Source organism: Poseidonibacter ostreae (assembly GCF_009208075.1).
GTDB lineage: Bacteria > Campylobacterota > Campylobacteria > Campylobacterales > Arcobacteraceae > Poseidonibacter > Poseidonibacter ostreae.
Genome location: NZ_WFKJ01000002.1, coordinates 58,135 through 74,985, shown reverse-complemented (window position 1 = coordinate 74,985; position 16,851 = coordinate 58,135). Strand labels below are relative to the sequence as shown.

At 27.8% G+C, this 16,851-nt stretch carries 18 protein-coding genes; 10 read left to right on the top strand and 8 right to left on the bottom strand.

Features of this window, described 5'->3' with window-relative positions:
• Positions 1-8: 8 nt before the first annotated feature.
• The 4 genes from GBG18_RS01165 to GBG18_RS01145 form a co-directional block, all read right to left on the bottom strand.
• On the bottom strand, positions 9-1,436 hold the full coding sequence (locus GBG18_RS01165) for a cbb3-type cytochrome c oxidase subunit I (protein ID WP_152187607.1): 1,428 nt from the start codon (positions 1,434-1,436) through the stop codon (positions 9-11).
• On the bottom strand, positions 1,426-2,100 hold the full coding sequence (locus GBG18_RS01160; RefSeq protein WP_152187605.1) for a c-type cytochrome: 675 nt from the start codon (positions 2,098-2,100) through the stop codon (positions 1,426-1,428). Before GBG18_RS01160 ends, GBG18_RS01165 begins: the two co-directional genes overlap by 11 nt.
• A gap of 567 nt (positions 2,101-2,667) precedes the next feature.
• Positions 2,668-3,672 carry a type IV pili methyl-accepting chemotaxis transducer N-terminal domain-containing protein gene (locus GBG18_RS01150; RefSeq protein WP_226896361.1) on the bottom strand — a complete coding sequence of 335 codons (1,005 nt, stop codon included), beginning with the start codon at positions 3,670-3,672 and terminating at the stop codon, positions 2,668-2,670.
• Positions 3,669-4,337 (bottom strand): Crp/Fnr family transcriptional regulator, encoded by a 669-nt coding sequence (locus GBG18_RS01145; protein WP_308418445.1) that lies wholly within the window; start codon positions 4,335-4,337, stop codon positions 3,669-3,671. The genes GBG18_RS01150 and GBG18_RS01145 overlap by 4 nt, the downstream gene beginning before the upstream one ends.
• A 76-nt stretch (positions 4,338-4,413) precedes the next feature.
• On the opposite strand from GBG18_RS01145, the gene GBG18_RS01140 reads away from it, so the two are divergent.
• Together GBG18_RS01140 and moaA are read left to right on the top strand one after the other, a co-directional pair.
• Positions 4,414-5,331 carry a glycosyl transferase gene (locus tag GBG18_RS01140; protein WP_152187601.1) on the top strand — a complete coding sequence of 306 codons (918 nt, stop codon included), beginning with the start codon at positions 4,414-4,416 and terminating at the stop codon, positions 5,329-5,331.
• Between the two features lie 59 nt (positions 5,332-5,390).
• Entirely contained in the window at positions 5,391-6,362 is a 972-nt protein-coding gene (gene moaA / locus GBG18_RS01135) for a GTP 3',8-cyclase MoaA (RefSeq protein ID WP_152187599.1), read from the top strand.
• 27 nt (positions 6,363-6,389) lie between these two features.
• Here the strand turns inward: moaA and GBG18_RS01130 are convergent, their stop codons facing one another.
• The gene (locus tag GBG18_RS01130) at positions 6,390-7,034 is read right to left on the bottom strand and encodes a hypothetical protein (protein ID WP_152187597.1); all 645 of its coding nucleotides are present in this window, start codon (positions 7,032-7,034) and stop codon (positions 6,390-6,392) included.
• Positions 7,035-7,222: 188 nt separating this feature from the next.
• Between GBG18_RS01130 and rpsO the strand changes: the two genes are divergently transcribed.
• From rpsO to GBG18_RS01110, 4 genes are all read left to right on the top strand, one after another.
• Entirely contained in the window at positions 7,223-7,495 is a 273-nt protein-coding gene (gene rpsO / locus GBG18_RS01125) for a 30S ribosomal protein S15 (protein WP_152187595.1), read from the top strand.
• Between the two features lie 155 nt (positions 7,496-7,650).
• Positions 7,651-8,049: an RrF2 family transcriptional regulator gene (locus GBG18_RS01120; RefSeq protein ID WP_152187593.1), complete on the top strand. Its 399-nt coding sequence runs from the start codon at positions 7,651-7,653 to the stop codon at positions 8,047-8,049.
• Complete coding sequence (locus GBG18_RS01115; protein ID WP_152187591.1) at positions 8,049-9,095, top strand: DHH family phosphoesterase; 1,047 nt, start codon at positions 8,049-8,051, stop codon at positions 9,093-9,095. The genes GBG18_RS01120 and GBG18_RS01115 overlap by 1 nt, the downstream gene beginning before the upstream one ends.
• Before the next feature lie 72 nt (positions 9,096-9,167).
• Positions 9,168-9,596, top strand: a complete 429-nt coding sequence (locus tag GBG18_RS01110) for a CoA-binding protein (RefSeq protein WP_152187589.1) — start codon at positions 9,168-9,170, stop codon at positions 9,594-9,596.
• On the opposite strand, the gene GBG18_RS01105 is transcribed toward GBG18_RS01110, so the two are convergent.
• Both GBG18_RS01105 and hsrA read right to left on the bottom strand, forming a co-directional pair.
• A complete protein-coding gene (locus tag GBG18_RS01105; protein WP_152187587.1) occupies positions 9,593-10,888 on the bottom strand; it encodes a sensor histidine kinase in 1,296 nt (431 codons plus the stop codon). The two genes, GBG18_RS01110 and GBG18_RS01105, sit on opposite strands and share 4 nt — an antisense overlap.
• Positions 10,889-10,910: 22 nt before the next feature.
• Complete coding sequence (gene hsrA, locus GBG18_RS01100) at positions 10,911-11,612, bottom strand: homeostatic response regulator transcription factor HsrA (RefSeq protein WP_152187585.1); 702 nt, start codon at positions 11,610-11,612, stop codon at positions 10,911-10,913.
• Positions 11,613-11,812: 200 nt separating this feature from the next.
• Here hsrA and GBG18_RS01095 point away from each other — a divergent pair, with 200 nt between their 5' ends.
• The 4 genes from GBG18_RS01095 to GBG18_RS01080 all read left to right on the top strand — a co-directional run bounded on the left by GBG18_RS01095 (position 11,813) and on the right by GBG18_RS01080 (position 15,882).
• Complete coding sequence (locus tag GBG18_RS01095; RefSeq protein ID WP_152187583.1) at positions 11,813-12,622, top strand: peptidylprolyl isomerase; 810 nt, start codon at positions 11,813-11,815, stop codon at positions 12,620-12,622.
• 18 nt (positions 12,623-12,640) lie between these two features.
• Positions 12,641-13,708: a class II fructose-bisphosphate aldolase gene (fbaA, locus tag GBG18_RS01090; RefSeq protein ID WP_152187581.1), complete on the top strand. Its 1,068-nt coding sequence runs from the start codon at positions 12,641-12,643 to the stop codon at positions 13,706-13,708.
• 75 nt (positions 13,709-13,783) lie between these two features.
• Positions 13,784-14,449, top strand: a complete 666-nt coding sequence (locus tag GBG18_RS01085) for a M15 family metallopeptidase (RefSeq protein ID WP_152187579.1) — start codon at positions 13,784-13,786, stop codon at positions 14,447-14,449.
• On the top strand, positions 14,446-15,882 hold the full coding sequence (locus GBG18_RS01080; protein WP_152187578.1) for a leucyl aminopeptidase: 1,437 nt from the start codon (positions 14,446-14,448) through the stop codon (positions 15,880-15,882). The genes GBG18_RS01085 and GBG18_RS01080 overlap by 4 nt, the downstream gene beginning before the upstream one ends.
• Positions 15,883-15,913: 31 nt before the next feature.
• Here GBG18_RS01080 and GBG18_RS01075 read toward each other — a convergent pair whose 3' ends face one another.
• Complete coding sequence (locus GBG18_RS01075) at positions 15,914-16,843, bottom strand: quinoprotein relay system zinc metallohydrolase 1 (protein WP_152187576.1); 930 nt, start codon at positions 16,841-16,843, stop codon at positions 15,914-15,916.
• Positions 16,844-16,851: the final 8 nt, after the last annotated feature.

Here is a 16,851-nt window from a genome sequence, read left to right as displayed (position 1 = left end):
TATCCTTTCTATTTAACGTGAATAGAGTTTTTAGATGTAGTTAATAAATCTTTGATTAGGTAAACAAACCCAACTAAAGTTACAACACCCATCGCAAGTCTCCATCCAATACCTTGAACGAACCACATCATATCTTGAGATACAAAGAATCCTTCCCATGTAGCACCCATTTGAGCACGTTCAACTAAAACTTGACCGTAACCAGCAACTGTTAAAGCTACTGTCATACCCATTACACCAAAACAAATTAAGAATACAGCCATTTTTGAATCAAAAGTAGCTTTTAATACTTTAATCCCATTTTTACCTTGAATTCCCATATAGAACATACCAATAAGAATAGTTGCATAAGCTCCAAAGAACGCTAAGTGTCCATGTGCTGATGTAAACTGAGTTCCGTGTGTATAAATATTAACTTGTGGTAATGTGTGGAAGAATCCCCAGATACCAGCACCTAAGAAGTTACCAAAGGCATTCATAACAAACCAAGTAAATGCAGGTGAGTTATTCATTGTATGATAACCTTCTCCATTTGCTTCAGCTTCTTTAAGACCAGTCTCTTTACCCCAATCGTAAATTACGTGAACAAACATTGCAATTAATGGAACAGGTTCAAGTGCAGAGAATAATGCTCCAATTTCCCACCAGTACTCAGGAGTACCAATCCAGAAATAGTGATGCCCCATACCTAAGATACCAGAACCAAATAACATTGAAACTTCAATCCATAGCCACATTTCAACTACTTCTCTTCTTGCACCAATGATTCTAATAAGACCAAAAGATAATAAACAACCAACAAATACTTCCCATGTAGCTTCAACCCATAAGTGGATTACCCACCACCACCAGTATTGATCCATAGAAATATTATCTGTAAAGAACATACCAGCAAGATATAAACCTGCAAGTGCAAGAACGTCAGCCATTAATACTGTTACAATTCCAGTTTGCTTACCTTTCATTGCAGTTAAGAAAAGGTTTGCAACGAACACTAATACAACAACAACGATACCAATATCAGCCCATCTTGGAGCTTCAATATATTCTCTACCTTCGTTAATAAACCAAATAGTTGCTTCTGTAGCAGGTCCAACTTGAACGATGATATATACTAGTACAACAACAGTAACAGCTGCTGTTAAAACAAAGAATGCTAATTTAGCTAATTTAATACCAACAGTTTCAATACCTGTTTCTTCTGGTAATAACCAGTAAACTGAACCAATCATTGCATATAACATCCATACAACTAATGCATTAATATGTACCATTCTTGCAACAGAGAAATCAAAGATTTCAAAAAGAAAACTTGGATATAAAAATTGAGTTGCTGCAATTAAACCCATTAATAATTGAGCACCAAATAATACAGCAGCTACAGTAAAGTACCAAGTTGCTAATTTTTGTGATTCAAATTTTAAATTACTTTCCATGAATTGCTCCTGTTACACCATCAGTTGACATTCTTGCGAAGTTTCTTGGGAAACCATTTGTATCAATTGAAGACATGTGTTTTAAGAATGCTACAAGACCCATAGCTTCTTTTTCTGTAATATCAAGATCTGGCATCATTCTCTCATGAGTTGGATACTGTGAAGGATCTTGTAAAAATTTAGACATAGCTTCTTCTTTTGTAGTAGAATTAGTCATACCTAAATATGGTCCATTTGGTCCCCATGCTGGATCTAACCATGCTTTAGTTAAATCAGGAGCATAATAAGCACCGTTTCCAAGTAAAGTATGACAGTTCATACAGTTCTTAGCTTGTGAACCTAATTTTCCTAAATGAAGTAGCTCTCTTGCTTCTTCTTCAGACCAATCATCTCTTCCAAAAAACTTCTCTTTTTCACCAATAACTGGCACCTCATGACCTCTTTTTGTATCCATCTCATACGTAATTTTATAATTAATTACTGTAGGACCTGGTACTCTTTTTGTGATACCAGCTTTTAAGTCGGCATCTGTTCCCATACTAATTTGTCCCATTGAGTCAAATGTTAACCAAATTAGTAATATTGAAGCAAAACCAGTAACCCAACCTGCTGATCTTCTCCAAAAAGGAATACTTGTCCATACTGAAACAACTTTTTTTGACACTTTTTCCTCCTAATTTTTATTGTTCATATCGTTCTTCTGAACGTTGATTCAAGTGATAGTATAGGTGTGGAAGGATCAAGTAACACACCATTGTTACCATTAAAGCTTTCATTGTGAAAGGATTACTTTGAATCATGTCTGCGAAGTAATACGTACAATATGTTTGTAAAACCCAGAACATATATGCAAAAGGCATATATATACTTTTAAGCTTACCCATTTTTACTAGCGTATATATTGCTACATAAAACAGTCCAAATAACAATACAAATGAAGATGATAAAAATATAGGTAAGAAATCATCAAGTGCGATCTCAGGTCTAATAATTAAAACAGGTTCCATACTTTTCTTTCTCCTCTTTTGCTGATGCAAGAACTATGAAAAAATTTTAGTCTAATGAGAGATTAAAAAAAATGATATATGTCAATTTTGAAAGGATATATGTCAATTTTAGAAAAGAGTTGTAAATATAGTTTTTAAAGAGTGCTGATTGTTTAGTGTATGGGTGTTAGTTACTTGACATACAATAGTAATATATGTCAAGTTTATAGCTTAAAGTATCAAGTTTATATTTTACAACTTTCTAAAAGCTTGTCTAGCTCATTTTTTAATAGCTGTAGTTTCTTTGTTGTATTTATAAGGTCTTCATGAGATTGAATTACAATATTTTCTGTTTTATCAAGTTTATTTGAAATTTCACTTGAATATTTTAAATCATTAATCGTTTTACTAAACTCATCAGTAATTTCTTCAAGTTTAATAGATGCATTTTGTGATTGTTCAATAGCACTTGATGAGTAATCCATGGCTGAATTTAACTTGCTAATGAAACAATTTATCGTATCAGAGGCTTCTATTATCTCTTTTTCTGCTTCAATTTTGATAGGTTCTAAATGGTTGTTATCATCAGTTTGTGCTAATTTTTTTGAGAATTCAAAGAATTTCTTTACATTATCTTCCATTGCTTTTAACTGTGAAAAACTATAAAACATAAGTGAAATTATCATTAACCCAAATATATATTGTATATACTTGATGTATTCTGCTTTCTTTTCACTATGTAATGTATACATGAAAACTAATTTATCAACTTCATTTAACAGTGTAATATTTGTATTATGAACAGAGTTCACAATATTTTTTAAAACTACTTCATTATCTGGATTTCTTTTTACAATATTTTCTCTAAAGTCATTTATATTTGCATAAAAAGTACTCCATAAAATATCAACTTTTGATATTTGCTTTGCAATTAAATCTGTAGGTGCTTTGTTTATTCCTGTTAGTGTATTTCCATCTTTTAAAGAGTTTAAATTATATATAAACTCAATAGTAGCAGAGTCTAATTCTGTAAATAATGTATTATCACTATTATGATATAAATAAAAAATATTTTTTGAAATTTTTTGAGTTAACATCCTCTCTTTTCCTGCAATATTAATCACTAAGGCATCTTTTTTATTTTTATTATTTAAATAAATTGTTGTAAGAATGATACTTGTCATTAAAACTATAAATAAAATACCAATTAATTTTATTTTTCTACTAATAGTATTGGTTTGCACACTCATACCCCAACTCCTTTAAAAACATACTCTAAAGCTGTTTTATCTTTTATTTTTACTTCACTATTATCTATTTCAATACTTCCATTTCTTGATAGCTTTTTTAAAACTCTTGATAAAGTTTCAGGTTGTATATGTAACATAAAAGATACTTCTTGTCTTTTTAGTTTATTAAACATCTCTAAATCTTGATTTATCATAAAAGCTACTTTTGCAGTTGCATCAAATACAAGTTCTCTATTTACAATACATTGTAATTGATGTGTCTTTTTTAAAAGTATTTCCATTAGTTCAATTGTTAAAATATTTTTTGATAAGAATAGTTCATGAAATTTCTCAAAATTTATTGATAGAACTTCTGAATCTTCAATAAATTCAGCATTAGAAAAACAGTATATATCATTTTGTTCTATAGAAGAAAGCTCTGAAATCATAGAATTATTATATATATGATAAAGAAAAATTTCATTCTCAAATTTATCTAGTTTAAATATTTTTAACAATCCTGAAACTAAGAAAAGAAGGTTTTTACTTGTTTCACTTTCATAGTAAAGAATACTGTCTTTTGGGTATTTGTTCACTAGTGATATTGAAGCAATTTGTTCTTTTTGTTGCTCATTTAAAGTATCAAAAAAACTTATATTATTTATTGTATCTAGGGCAGCCAACATTTTCCTTAACTATTGTTTTATTTAAGCAATTCTATATTATCCTTGTGTAAAACAATATTAAACAAGGTATTTATAAATGAATTTTAAAAAATATATTAAAGCTGTAGGAACAGGTCCAAAAGGAAACAGGGATTTAGAAGCAGAAGAAGTAATTGATGCAATTAGTTCAATCTTAGATAATAAAGTAACTCAAAGTCAAATAGGGGCTTTTTTAATAGCTTGGAGAACAAAGCTTGAAACTAATGATGAATTAATAGCAGCAGTTAAAGCATTAAAAAAATATGTTAAATATCAAAAAATTGAAAACTCTATTGAATTAGGTTATTCATTTGATGGTAGAACTAATAATCCATTTTTATTTCCATTATATGAAAATATATTAAAAGAGTTTTTTGAAAAAAACAAAGATGTAAAAGAATTAAATTTAGTAATTTCAGGAGATTTTTTGCAACCTGCAAAAAATGGTATAACTACAAAAGAAGTATTTAATTCTCTTGACCTAAAGCAACACGTATTTTTCTTTGATAGGGTAGAATATCTTAAAGAATTAAGTGATATTACACCCTTAAGACACGAATTAGGTTTAAGAACTGTATTTAATACAATTGAAAAGTTATTGAATCCAGGAGAGAGTGAATATGGAGTTACAACAGCTTTTCATAAACCTTATGTAAAAAAATATTTAGCAATGTTTAAAGAGTATTATAAAGAAGTTCTTGTTGTTAAAGCCAGTGAAGGAAGTCCAGAAGTATTTAAAGATGGAAAGTATTGGAAAGAAGTTAATGGTGAAATAGTAGAAATACCTTTTTCTTTAAAAGATTTTGGAATTTCTTATGATAAAACATATGAAAATATTACGCTTGAAGAAGCTTTAGAAATAGTGAAAAATCCAGATGAAGAGATTATTAAACTTGCTAAGTTTAATATTGCATTATATTTAGTATTTGCCAAAAGAGTAGATAGTTTAGAAGAGGCTTGGAAAAGGTTAAATTAATTTGACCTTTTTAAGTTAAATTATATTAATCTTTCAGATTAATAATAGAAGGAAAAAATATGTTAATAGACGGACATGGTAGAAAAGTAGATTACTTAAGAGTATCTGTAACAGAGAGATGTAACTTTAGATGTCAATACTGTATGCCTGAAAAACCTTTCTCATGGGTTCCAAAAGAAAACTTACTTTCATACGAAGATTTATTTAAATTTATTAAAGTTGCAATTGATGAAGGTATAAAAAAAGTACGAATCACTGGTGGTGAACCACTTTTAAGAGAAAATTTAGATAGCTTTATAAAAATGATTTATGATTATAAAAATGATATTGACTTAGCTCTTACAACAAATGCATTTTTACTTCCAGCAGCAGCTCAAAAGCTAAAAGATGCAGGATTAAAAAGAATAAATATTTCTTTAGATACTTTAAGACCTGATGTTGCTGCAAAGATAGCACAAAAAGATGTTTTAAAAACAGTTTTTAAAGGTATTCAAGCAGCAGATGATGCTGGTTTAAAAATCAAAATTAATTGTGTTCCAATTAAAGGAATAAATGATCAAGAAATAGTTGAGGTATTAGACTTTTGTAAAGAAAGAGGATACACAATTAGATTCATTGAATTTATGGAAAATAATCATGCAAAAGATGGAGCTAAAGGTATTACTTCTGATGAAATGAAAGAGATAGTTTCAAGAAAGTATAAAAACTTTGAAATGATTCCAAGAGATACAAGCTCTCCTGCTCAATATTATAAACTTGAAGATGGATATCAGTTTGGTATTATAGAACCACACAAAGATGATTTTTGTGCTGCATGTAATCGAATTAGATTAACAGCTGAGGGTAATTTAATTCCATGTTTATATTTTGAAGAAGCTATGAGTATTAAAGATGCAGTTAGAAATAATAGAATTGATGAAGCAACAGCAATACTTAAAAAAGTATTAGCTGATAAACCAGAAAAAAATAAATGGTCTGATAAAGATGATAATGAAACATCTACAAGAGCATTTTATGAAACGGGTGGGTGATTTTTTACTCAATAATAGATTAAGTATTTAACAATACTTATCTATAAAAGAAGGAAGATTATCTTCTTCTTTACTATCTTTTTTAAAAGCTTCAATACTTGACCTTAAAAGCATCTCTTGATGAGTTTGAGGTACAAGATTTAAATCATTATATCTGTCTATCTCTCTACGCTTAAAATTGTTTTCTGTATTAATCTTATTTACTCTTAAATCTTTTTTAAACTCTTTTAAAATAAGGTTCTTTTCAAGTAAATATGCAATTGCATAAATTTCATACTTGTCAAGCTTTTGACTATCTTCTTCATTATTGTCAGATTTCATCCAATATAAAGTAGTGATAATATCATGTGTAGTATTATTTATAATATTTAGGTTTTTTGCATAATCAATAATTTTATATTCATTTACATTTAACCAACGCTCTTTTAAATTTGTAGCTTTTTCATTAAAGTTATTTTTATCATCAATGATTGTAAATAAATTTGCAATGCCAAAGTTTTCTATTCTTCTTTGTAAATTTATTACAATACCATTCCATATTGCAAATAAGGAATATGAATATTTATTAATTTTAATTAATTCATTAGCTTCTTTGAAAGAGTAGATTTCGGATTCTTTTAAATTAAATTTTGGATTATTAGGATTTTCTAATAATTCAGATGCATTAAACATAAAACCTTCTCCTTTTTCTTAAATAATATAAATAAATTATACCATTATTTTTTTGAAAAATCTCCAAAGTGTTAAGCTTTATTAAAATTCACGACATACTTAAAGTTTTTTTAAAGGAATTTTATCTATAATACGCGTCCACTTACAAATAGTAAAGTGAAATTACATATACCTATTAGGAGGTCATGATGGCTTTAGATCAGGATTTAAAAGCAGAGATTGTTGCAAAATACGCAAAAAAAGACGGTGATACAGGTTCAGCACAAGTACAAATTGCTATATTAACTAAGCAAATTTCAGTATTAACTGACCACTTAAAAACATTTAAAAAAGACCACTCTTCAAGATTAGGACTTTTAAAAATGGTTGGAAAAAGAAAAAGACTATTAAAATATTTAAGAAGAACTGATTATGCAGGTTTTGTTGAATTAGTTGCTTCATTAGGAATTAGAGCTAAATAATTTTAGCTTTACTTGCTTTCTTAAAAAAAGGTTTACAGTTTTACTGTAAGCCTTTTTTTTTACTCAAAATTAAATTTTACAATTAATTCCTCAAAATTACATATCTTAATAATGTTTCTTGTAAAATACAATCAATAAAATATGTCAGGATATAAATGTTATTAACAAAAAAGAGTGAATATGCACTTCTTTCTTTAATTTCAATCGCGAAAGCTGATGAACCAAAGAACGTTGATGTATTATCAAAAGAATTAAATATATCAAAATCATTTTTAGCAAAAATTATGCAAAACTTAGCAAAGCACCAAATAGTAGTGTCTCATAGAGGTGTTAATGGTGGATTTGCTTTAAAAAAATCTTATGATCAAATAACTATATTAGAAATTACAACAGCAGCAGAAGAGAAAACGCCTTCAGTTTTCGAATGCTCACCATCTGTAAATGATTGTCCAAGTCAAGTAGGAATGTTATGTACTATTTGGCCTTTATTAAACAACTTACAATCAAAAATTGATGGTTTTTTAAATGATTTAACACTAAAAGATATTTCTTGATGACGTTATTTCACATTTCTCATACAGATTTAGATGGATACGGATGTCAGCTAATTACAAAAGAGTTTTTTAAAAAAGGTTTTTACTATAATGCAAATTATGGAAATGAAGTTAAATTAACTATTAAAAAGGTTTTATCTCAGATTGAAGATTTTAAAGAAGAAGAGATTTTCTTTTTAATATCTGATTTAAATTTAACTCCTCAAGAATCAAAAGATTTAGATAAAAGCATAAATGAATTAAATGATAATGGTTTCAATATAAAGCTTCAAATTTTAGATCATCATGCAAGTGGTCAAAAAAGTGCAGATATCTATCATTGGTACTATTTAGATATTAGTAGATGTGCTACAAAAATAGTATATGACTATATGTGTGAAGAGTATAGTGCTTTTAATTGTGATGAAAGAGCTTGGTTATCTCCTTTAGTAGATGCTATTAATGCAGTTGATATTTGGTTAGATAATGAAGTTAAAAACTTTGAGTTTGGAAAAGTTTTATTAATGATGGTTTCAAAAGCAAGAGAAGTTAATAATATACTTTTTTCTGATTTGAATAGAGAATATAGAATTCATTTACTAAAAGAGTCATGTAAATATATTGAACAAAGAGATGGAAATATATTATTAGATAATAGCTTACACGAAATGAAAAAAGAGTTTCTAAAACTAGATAAAAAAGATGATACTTTAGATAACTTATCTGCAAAATTTTTAGTAAAATCACTTGCTGATATAAAAGATGAACTTACAGTTACATACAAAGGACACAAAGGTCTTTTAACTTACTGTTTAGGTTCTATCTCAATTCCTGCTAATGCTTTCTTAAAAGCTAATACAGACTTTGACTTCTTTATAGATGTTGGCAGAAAAGGTAATTCTAGCTTTAGAGCAGATGGAAAAGTTGATGTTGCTTTAATGGCAGAAAAATTAGCAAGAGGTGGTGGACATGTAAATGCATCTGGTGCTAAATTTAATGATTTTAAAGAAACTATAAACTATAGTGATGTTAAAACTTACGTTCAAGGAAAATTAGACAAAATCTAATTTTTTCTTCCTTTTTATAATACTTTCAACATATTTATTTATAATATAGTAAATAATTAAAAAGGATAAAAAATGGAGTGTGAATTTCCAAGTGTTAATTCAAATAATGAAGAAATTATAAAAATATTTAAAAATACAAAAACAATTGCAATAGCAGGTCTCTCACCTAATGAAGAAAAAGCCTCAAATAGAGTTGCAAAATATTTACAAAATGCAGGATTTAAAATAGTTCCTATTTATCCAAAAGAAGAGACTATTTTAGGTGAAAAAGTTTATAGAAGTTTAGAAGAGATACCTTTTAAAATTGATATGGTTGATATCTTTAGAAAACCAAATGCAATCGCAGCTGTGATTGATGCATGTATAGCAAGAGGTGATATTGATACCGTATGGACTCAATTAGGGCTTGTAAATAATGAAGCTGCACAAAAAGCAAGCGAAGCAGGAATGAAAGTAGTTCAAAATAAGTGTACTAAGATAGAACACGCTAACTTATTCTAAGTCTTTTTTAATTCAGATGGGTTGTTAATAACTAATTTAGCAACACATCCTGTTTTGCCATCTTTTCTATTTTTTAAAGAAATTCTAGCTCTTAATGCATCAGCAGCATTTTTTGCTAAAAATAAACCTAATCCAACGCCACTTTGATTTCCATATCTTTTAAAAGGTGCAAACAAATTTATTTTTTCATCAATTCCTAAACCCTCATCAGTAACAGTAATAACAAGTTTAGTCTTTGTTTTTTTTAATCTTATTGCAATAGATTTTTCATTTGGTGTAAATTTGATAGCATTTTGTACAAAGTTTTGCAGGATTTGATTAAATAGAGTTAATTGTATTGATGTTTTTAAAAAATTCACATTTGAAAAAAATGTAATAATTATATTTTTCTGAGCACTAAGCATTCTATAGTCATTTGATTTCTTTTTCATATATTCAACTAAATCTAAATCAATAGTTTGTTCAAACTGAGCACCTTCAGCTCTTCCTATATCTAAAATTGAAGAAATCATTATATTCATATCATCAATTTGTTTTACTGTAAGCTTTAGTGTTTCTTCATAGGCTTCAACTTCTCTTTTTTTACGTAAGGTAACTTCATTTTTTAGTTTCATTACAGCAAGTGGAGTTTTTAACTCATGAGCAGCACCTATAAATAACTCTTTTTTAAATTTTACATAGGTTTCAATTCTATTTGTTAAAGAGTTAATTGAATCAGATAATGAATGAAATTCAATGGGTAAATCTTTCTTATCAATTTGTGTTAAAGAGTTTTCATCCATATTAGAGAGTTTTTTATTAATTTGAATAATAGGTTTAAGTAAAGATTTTGATACTACAAGTGAGTATAAAAGCATTAGTATAAATCCTGGAATTGCCAATATAAATAAGTTTTTAAAAATGATTGAATATAATAATTCTCTTTCAAAATTAATATTTTTAATAATACGCAAGTATTGATTTTTCTTTACATTTATAGGATAAATAAGTTTTATATAAAAATGGTTTTCTTTTTTATATGTGTAAAACTTATAATTTAATAGTTTTACATCATCAATTAAATCAATAGTAACATTGTTGTTTTGAATAGCTTTAAAGTTGTTTTTTGTAAGTTTTTTATTTAATGATGCTAGATAAATCTCTTTTGCATCTTGGAGCATAACTTTTTGTATATTTCCATAAACAGTACTTCTTGTATATTCATAGAAAATAAATGATAGTGCAATAATAAAAAGCGAAGTAGCAATAATTAGTTTAGTATAAAACTGTTTGTATATGCTCTTCGCTTCCATTATTTAAGCCTTGTTAAAAATATTAAGCTTTTGCTTTTGCAGATTTCTCTTCTTCTGTTAAATTAGGGTAACAGAATCTGTAACCTCTTCTTCTAATAGTTTCAATTGTTGAAATATTTAATGGCTTATCCATTTTTTGTCTAATTTGATTAATTGCAACTTCAATAACATTAGGAGTAACTAATTCTGGCTCTTCCCAAATTGCGTCAAGTAATTGCTCTTTTGAAACGATTTGATCTCTATGTCTTGCAAGGTGAGTTAAAACTTCAAAAGGTTTACCTTTTAATTCAATTTCATTCCCATCATACTCGATTTTTTCTTCATCAGGATTAATAATTAAATCATCAATTTCAATTACATTAGTTCCACCAAATCTTAATCTAGCTTCAATTCTTGCAAGTAAAATATCAAAATCAAATGGTTTTTTAATATAATCATCAGCACCAGATTTTAATGCTTCAATTTCTGATTCTTTATCATCTCTTGCTGAAATAATAACAACAGCAGTTCTTGAACTTCTGTTTTTAACTAGTTTACATAATTCAATTCCATCACCATCTGGTAACATCCAATCAGTTAAAACTAAGTCGTAGTTTCTAATATCTATAAAGTATTCAGCATCTTTATAATTCTCAGCTGCATCAACTTGGTAACCAAAATCAGCTAAGCCTTCTTGAAGTGTTCTATTTAAAGTTATTTCATCTTCTATAATTAATATTCTCATAAATTCTATCCTTTAAATTTAAGTTAAGTTTAAATTTTGTCGGAATTGTAGCATAATTATTTGAATAATTAAAGCTATTTTAAGCTAAATTTTAAAATTTCTTTAAGTAATGTATATTTTCGCCTTTTAAAATAGCAAAATTAACCTTCTATTAACCAAGAATAGATAAAATAATAAAAATAAAATTTCTAAGGAAAAAAATGAAAAAAATAATTTCAAGTTTAGTAGCAACACTAGCAATTACTTCTGTATCTTTAAATGCAGCTGATTATTATGCTTCTGTAAATGGAGATAAAATTACAAAAGCAGACGTTGCTTTAGTACTACAAGATCCAAGAATAGATTTTTCAAAATTACCAAAAAATGCTCAAAAGCAAGTATTAGAACAAATTATAAATAAAAAGCTTTTAGCAAAACAAGCTATTAAAGATGGAATTGAAAATGATGCATCTTATAAAGATGCTTTAAATAAAATGAAACAAGATTTAGCATTTCAAGTATGGCAAAAAAATGAGATTGAAAAACATAAACCATCTGATTCTGAGATTAAAAAATTTTATGATGAAAATAAATCAAATTTTGTAGTTCCAATGACTTTAAAAGCTAGTCATATTTTACTTGAAAAAGAGTCTGAAGCAAAAGATATTATTAAACAAATTAATAAAGCTTCAAATAAACAAGCAAAATTTGAATCTTTAGCAAAAACTAAATCAATTGGACCTACAGGAAAAAATGGTGGTAAACTTGGTGAATTCCCAGCAACTCAAATGGTTCCTGAATTCTCAAAAGCTGCACAGAATATGAAAGCAGGTTCTTATTCTAAATCTCCTGTAAAAACACAATTTGGATATCATGTAATTTATTTAGAATCTAAAAAGAAAGGTAAATCATTATCTTTTAATGAAGTAAAAGGTAATATTTCACAAATGTTAATAGGAAATGCTTACAATAAAAGTGTAAAAGAAATTTCTGATAAATTAAGAAAAACAGCAAAAATCGTAATTAAATAAATTTTCAAGGAGACTAGTTTGGGTGTATTAGAAATAGTAAAAGCAGGAGTTTTAACTGGAAGTGAAGCAAAGAAATTATTTGCTTATGCAAAAAAGAATAAGTTTGCAATTCCAGCAGTTAATGTGGTAGGTACAGATTCTGTTAATGCAGTTTTAGAAGCAGCAGCAAAAGTTAATTCTCCAATTATTATTCAGTTCTCAAATGGTGGAGCAGGATACTACGCAGGAAAAGGTTTAAAGTCTTCAGATGCGGCGGTTTTAGGTGGAATAAGTGGAGCTAATCATGTTCATACTATGGCTAAAGCTTATGGTATTCCTGTAATTTTACATACAGACCATGCAGCTAGAAAATTATTACCATGGATTGATGGTTTATTAGATGCTGGGAAAAAACACTTTGAGCAAACTGGTCGACCTTTATATACATCTCATATGCTTGACCTTTCAGAAGAGCCATTAGAAGAAAATATTGGAACTTGTGTAGATTATTTCAAAACTATGAATGAACTTGATATGATGATTGAAATTGAGCTTGGAATTACAGGTGGAGAAGAAGATGGTGTTGATAACTCTGAAGTTGATAATGCCTTATTATATACTCAACCTGAAGAAGTATCTTATGCTTATGAAGAGTTAAGTAAAGTAAGCCCTAACTTTACAATTGCTGCATCTTTTGGAAATGTTCATGGTGTTTACAAGCCAGGAAATGTTCAATTAAGTCCTAAAATTTTAGATAACTCACAAAAATTTATTCAAGATAAACATGGTACGGAAATAGAGCCTGTTGATTTTGTATTTCATGGGGGTTCAGGTTCTGAACTTTCAGAAATTAGAGAATCAATTGATTATGGTGTAATAAAAATGAATATTGATACAGATACTCAATGGGCAACTTGGGATGGTGTTAGATCATATGTTGAAAAAAATCATGCTTATTTACAAGGTCAAATTGGAAATCCTGAATGTCCAGATAAGCCAAACAAATCTTACTATGACCCAAGAAAATGGTTAAGAGCTTCACAAGAATCTATGATTGCAAGACTTGAGATTGCATTTTCTGATTTATGTGCCATCAACAAAAACTAAAAACGAAGAACTAGAAAACAAAAAATTAAATTTATAAACTAGTAGAGGTTTACTAGTTTATAAAGGTTTACACTTATGATAAAATATCTTTTTATACTCACTACTATTTTAATTACTACTTTACTAGCTAATACAAACCCTTTTAAAATATCTTTAATAAATAAACAAATAGAAAATAGAATGCTTTTGGGAAACTCTTTTAAAAAAGGCTGTCCAGTACCATTAAAAGATTTGAGATATTTAAGTATAAAGCACTTAGGTTTTGATGGTAAAGATAAAATTGGTGAGTTAATAGTTCATAAAAGTGTGGCAAAAGAAGTTTTAAAAATATTTGATGAATTGTATGCTTTAAAATATCCAATTTATAAGATGAAACTAGTAAGTGATTATAAAGCTGATGATTGGGTATCAATAGAAGATAATAATACATCTGCCTTTAACTGTAGAGCTATTACAGGTAAAAAAAATAAGTGGTCAAAGCATGCATATGGAAAAGCTATTGATATAAATCCAATAGAGAATCCATATATTTCAAGAAAAGGTCATATTTCTCATAAAGACTCACTAAAATATAGAACTAGAAAACATGAAATAAAAAGTTTAAAAGATAAAGCAGTTTTACTTAAAAATAGTAAGGTTGTTAAAATCTTTGAAAAGCATGGGTGGAAATGGGGTGGAGATTGGATTACTATAAAAGATTATCAACACTTTGAAAAAAAATTAAAAAAGGAATATAAATGAATATTAAACTATCAAAAAAATATTTAAAAAATATTGATTCTGACATAGAATTAGTTGTAGTAAAAGATTTAAAAAAATTAGAGAAAAATAGACAAAAGCTTTTAAAAAAAATATCATTTGATTTAAAATCATTTGATACATATTTTGATGCAAATGAAAATATATTTTATGTTTCATGCCCAAAATTGAAAAAAGAAGATTTAAAGCTTTGTTTTTCAAGTGCTATTAGAAATATCAAAAAACTAAATATCAAAAGTGTAAAGTTTGATTTAGTTCAAAATAATAAAGAACTAAATATTGGTGAAATAGTTGAAGGTTTAGTTTTAGGAGCTTATGATTTTACAAAATATAAATCAGAAAAAAAGAAAAGTAAAAAGATTAATATTACAATTTCTATAACAAAATCAAAAAATGAAGAAGAGATTTTAGAAAAAGATTTAGAAAATGCTTTAGCAATTACATCTAGTGTAAATATGGTAAGAAGTATTGTTAATACTCCACCTGAAGATTATTTTCCAGCAACTATGGCAAATGATGCTAAAAATATTGCAAGTGAAAATAATTTACAATGTATTATTCATGGTGAAGATTATTTAGTAGAAAATGGTATGAATGCAATGTTTAATGTAGGACGTGCTTCAAGACATGAATCACAACTTATACATCTATCATATAAGCCAAAAGAGCCAAAAGGTAAGATTGTATTAGTTGGAAAAGGTTTAACGTATGATAGTGGTGGTTTAAGCTTAAAAGTTGGTGGTAGTATGGTTTCTATGAAATGTGATAAAGGTGGAGGAAGTGCAGTCTTAGGAATTATGAATACTTTAAAAGCTCTTTCTTGCGAATATGAAGTTCATGGAATCATAGGTGCTGTTGAGAATATGATAGGTGGTGATGCTTATAAACCAGATGACGTTTTAGTTGCAAAGAATGGAACTACAATAGAAGTTCGAAATACAGATGCAGAAGGACGACTTGTTCTTGCTGATTGTTTATGTTATGCACAAGATGAAATTAAAGATATTGATTACATTTTTGATTATGCAACACTAACAGGTGCTTGTATAGTTGCCCTTGGAAATGAAACAATTGGAACAATGGGACATAGTGATAAGTTAAAGCAAAAAATGCAAAAAGCAGCTGATTCATCTGGTGAGTTAATAGGTATATTACCTTTTAATAGATATCTTCCAAAACAATTAAAAAGTGGAATTGCTGATATCGTAAACTCAACAAGCTCAAGAGCAGCTGGATCTATTACAGCTGGACTATTTTTAAATAATTTTGTAAAAAAAGAGAATAAGAAAAAATGGTTACACTTAGATATTGCAGGGGCTGCTTATAGTGAATCACCTTGGGGATATCATTCATTTGGTGGAACAGGTGCTGGAATTAGAATTACATTAGATTTTATTAAAAACTTGAAAAAGTAGTAGAGTAATAAATAGTAGAGTTTTCTACTATTTATTCCATTAAAGCATTTTCATATTTTGGATAAAGATTTATAACAGATCTTTCAAATTCATCTTCAATCATAGCAAGATTTGCAAACTCTTTTGGCTTAGGAAGTTGTAATATTTCAAAGACGCTAAGCCCTTCTTCCGCTGAATCTTTTAAAGTTTTATCTAAATAAATAAGATATCTTTTTACTTGATCAAAAGGTTTTTTATCAGTAGCTATTGGACCATGTCCTGGAACTAAAACTTTGAAATCCACTTTTCTTAAATCTTCTAAGGCTCTTATCCAATTTTTTATATTAGCATGAGGAGTTGCTGCTATCCTATTATAAAAAATTAAATCAGAAGCAAATAAAGTTTTAGTATATTCATCATACAAAGCAATATCAGAGCTTGTATGGCCATCAAGATAAATAACTTTTAGTTTGTGTTTACCTAATTTTATATATTTATTTTTTAGTTCCACTAACTCTTTATTTGGAGCTTTAACTTTTGTTCCTTGCATCCATTTATAAGTAAGATTCATAAGATTATCTATATATAAATCTCCATTTTCTTCAATATCTTTTTTAGTATATTTAGTAGCTAAGATTTCAGCATCTTTAAATGCAGAGTTACCTAAAAAATGGTCAGGATGATGATGTGTATTTATAACACTTACAATAGGTTTATCAGTGATCTTTTTTATTGCTTTAATCATTTGCTCCCCATATTTAGTAGAAGAGCCTGTATCAATAACTATAACACCTTCTTTTGTAATAATAAAAGCAGTATTAGAGATATTACCACCATTATGTACTGTAAAAAACTCTTTTTTACCAATAAGTACATAAGTGTTTTCTGCAATTTTTTTAGGTTTTAGATTATAGTTATATTCATTTGCAAATAAAATTTGTGAAAAAAGAATAAAGAGTAATATTTGTTTAACTAGTCTCATTTTTTACT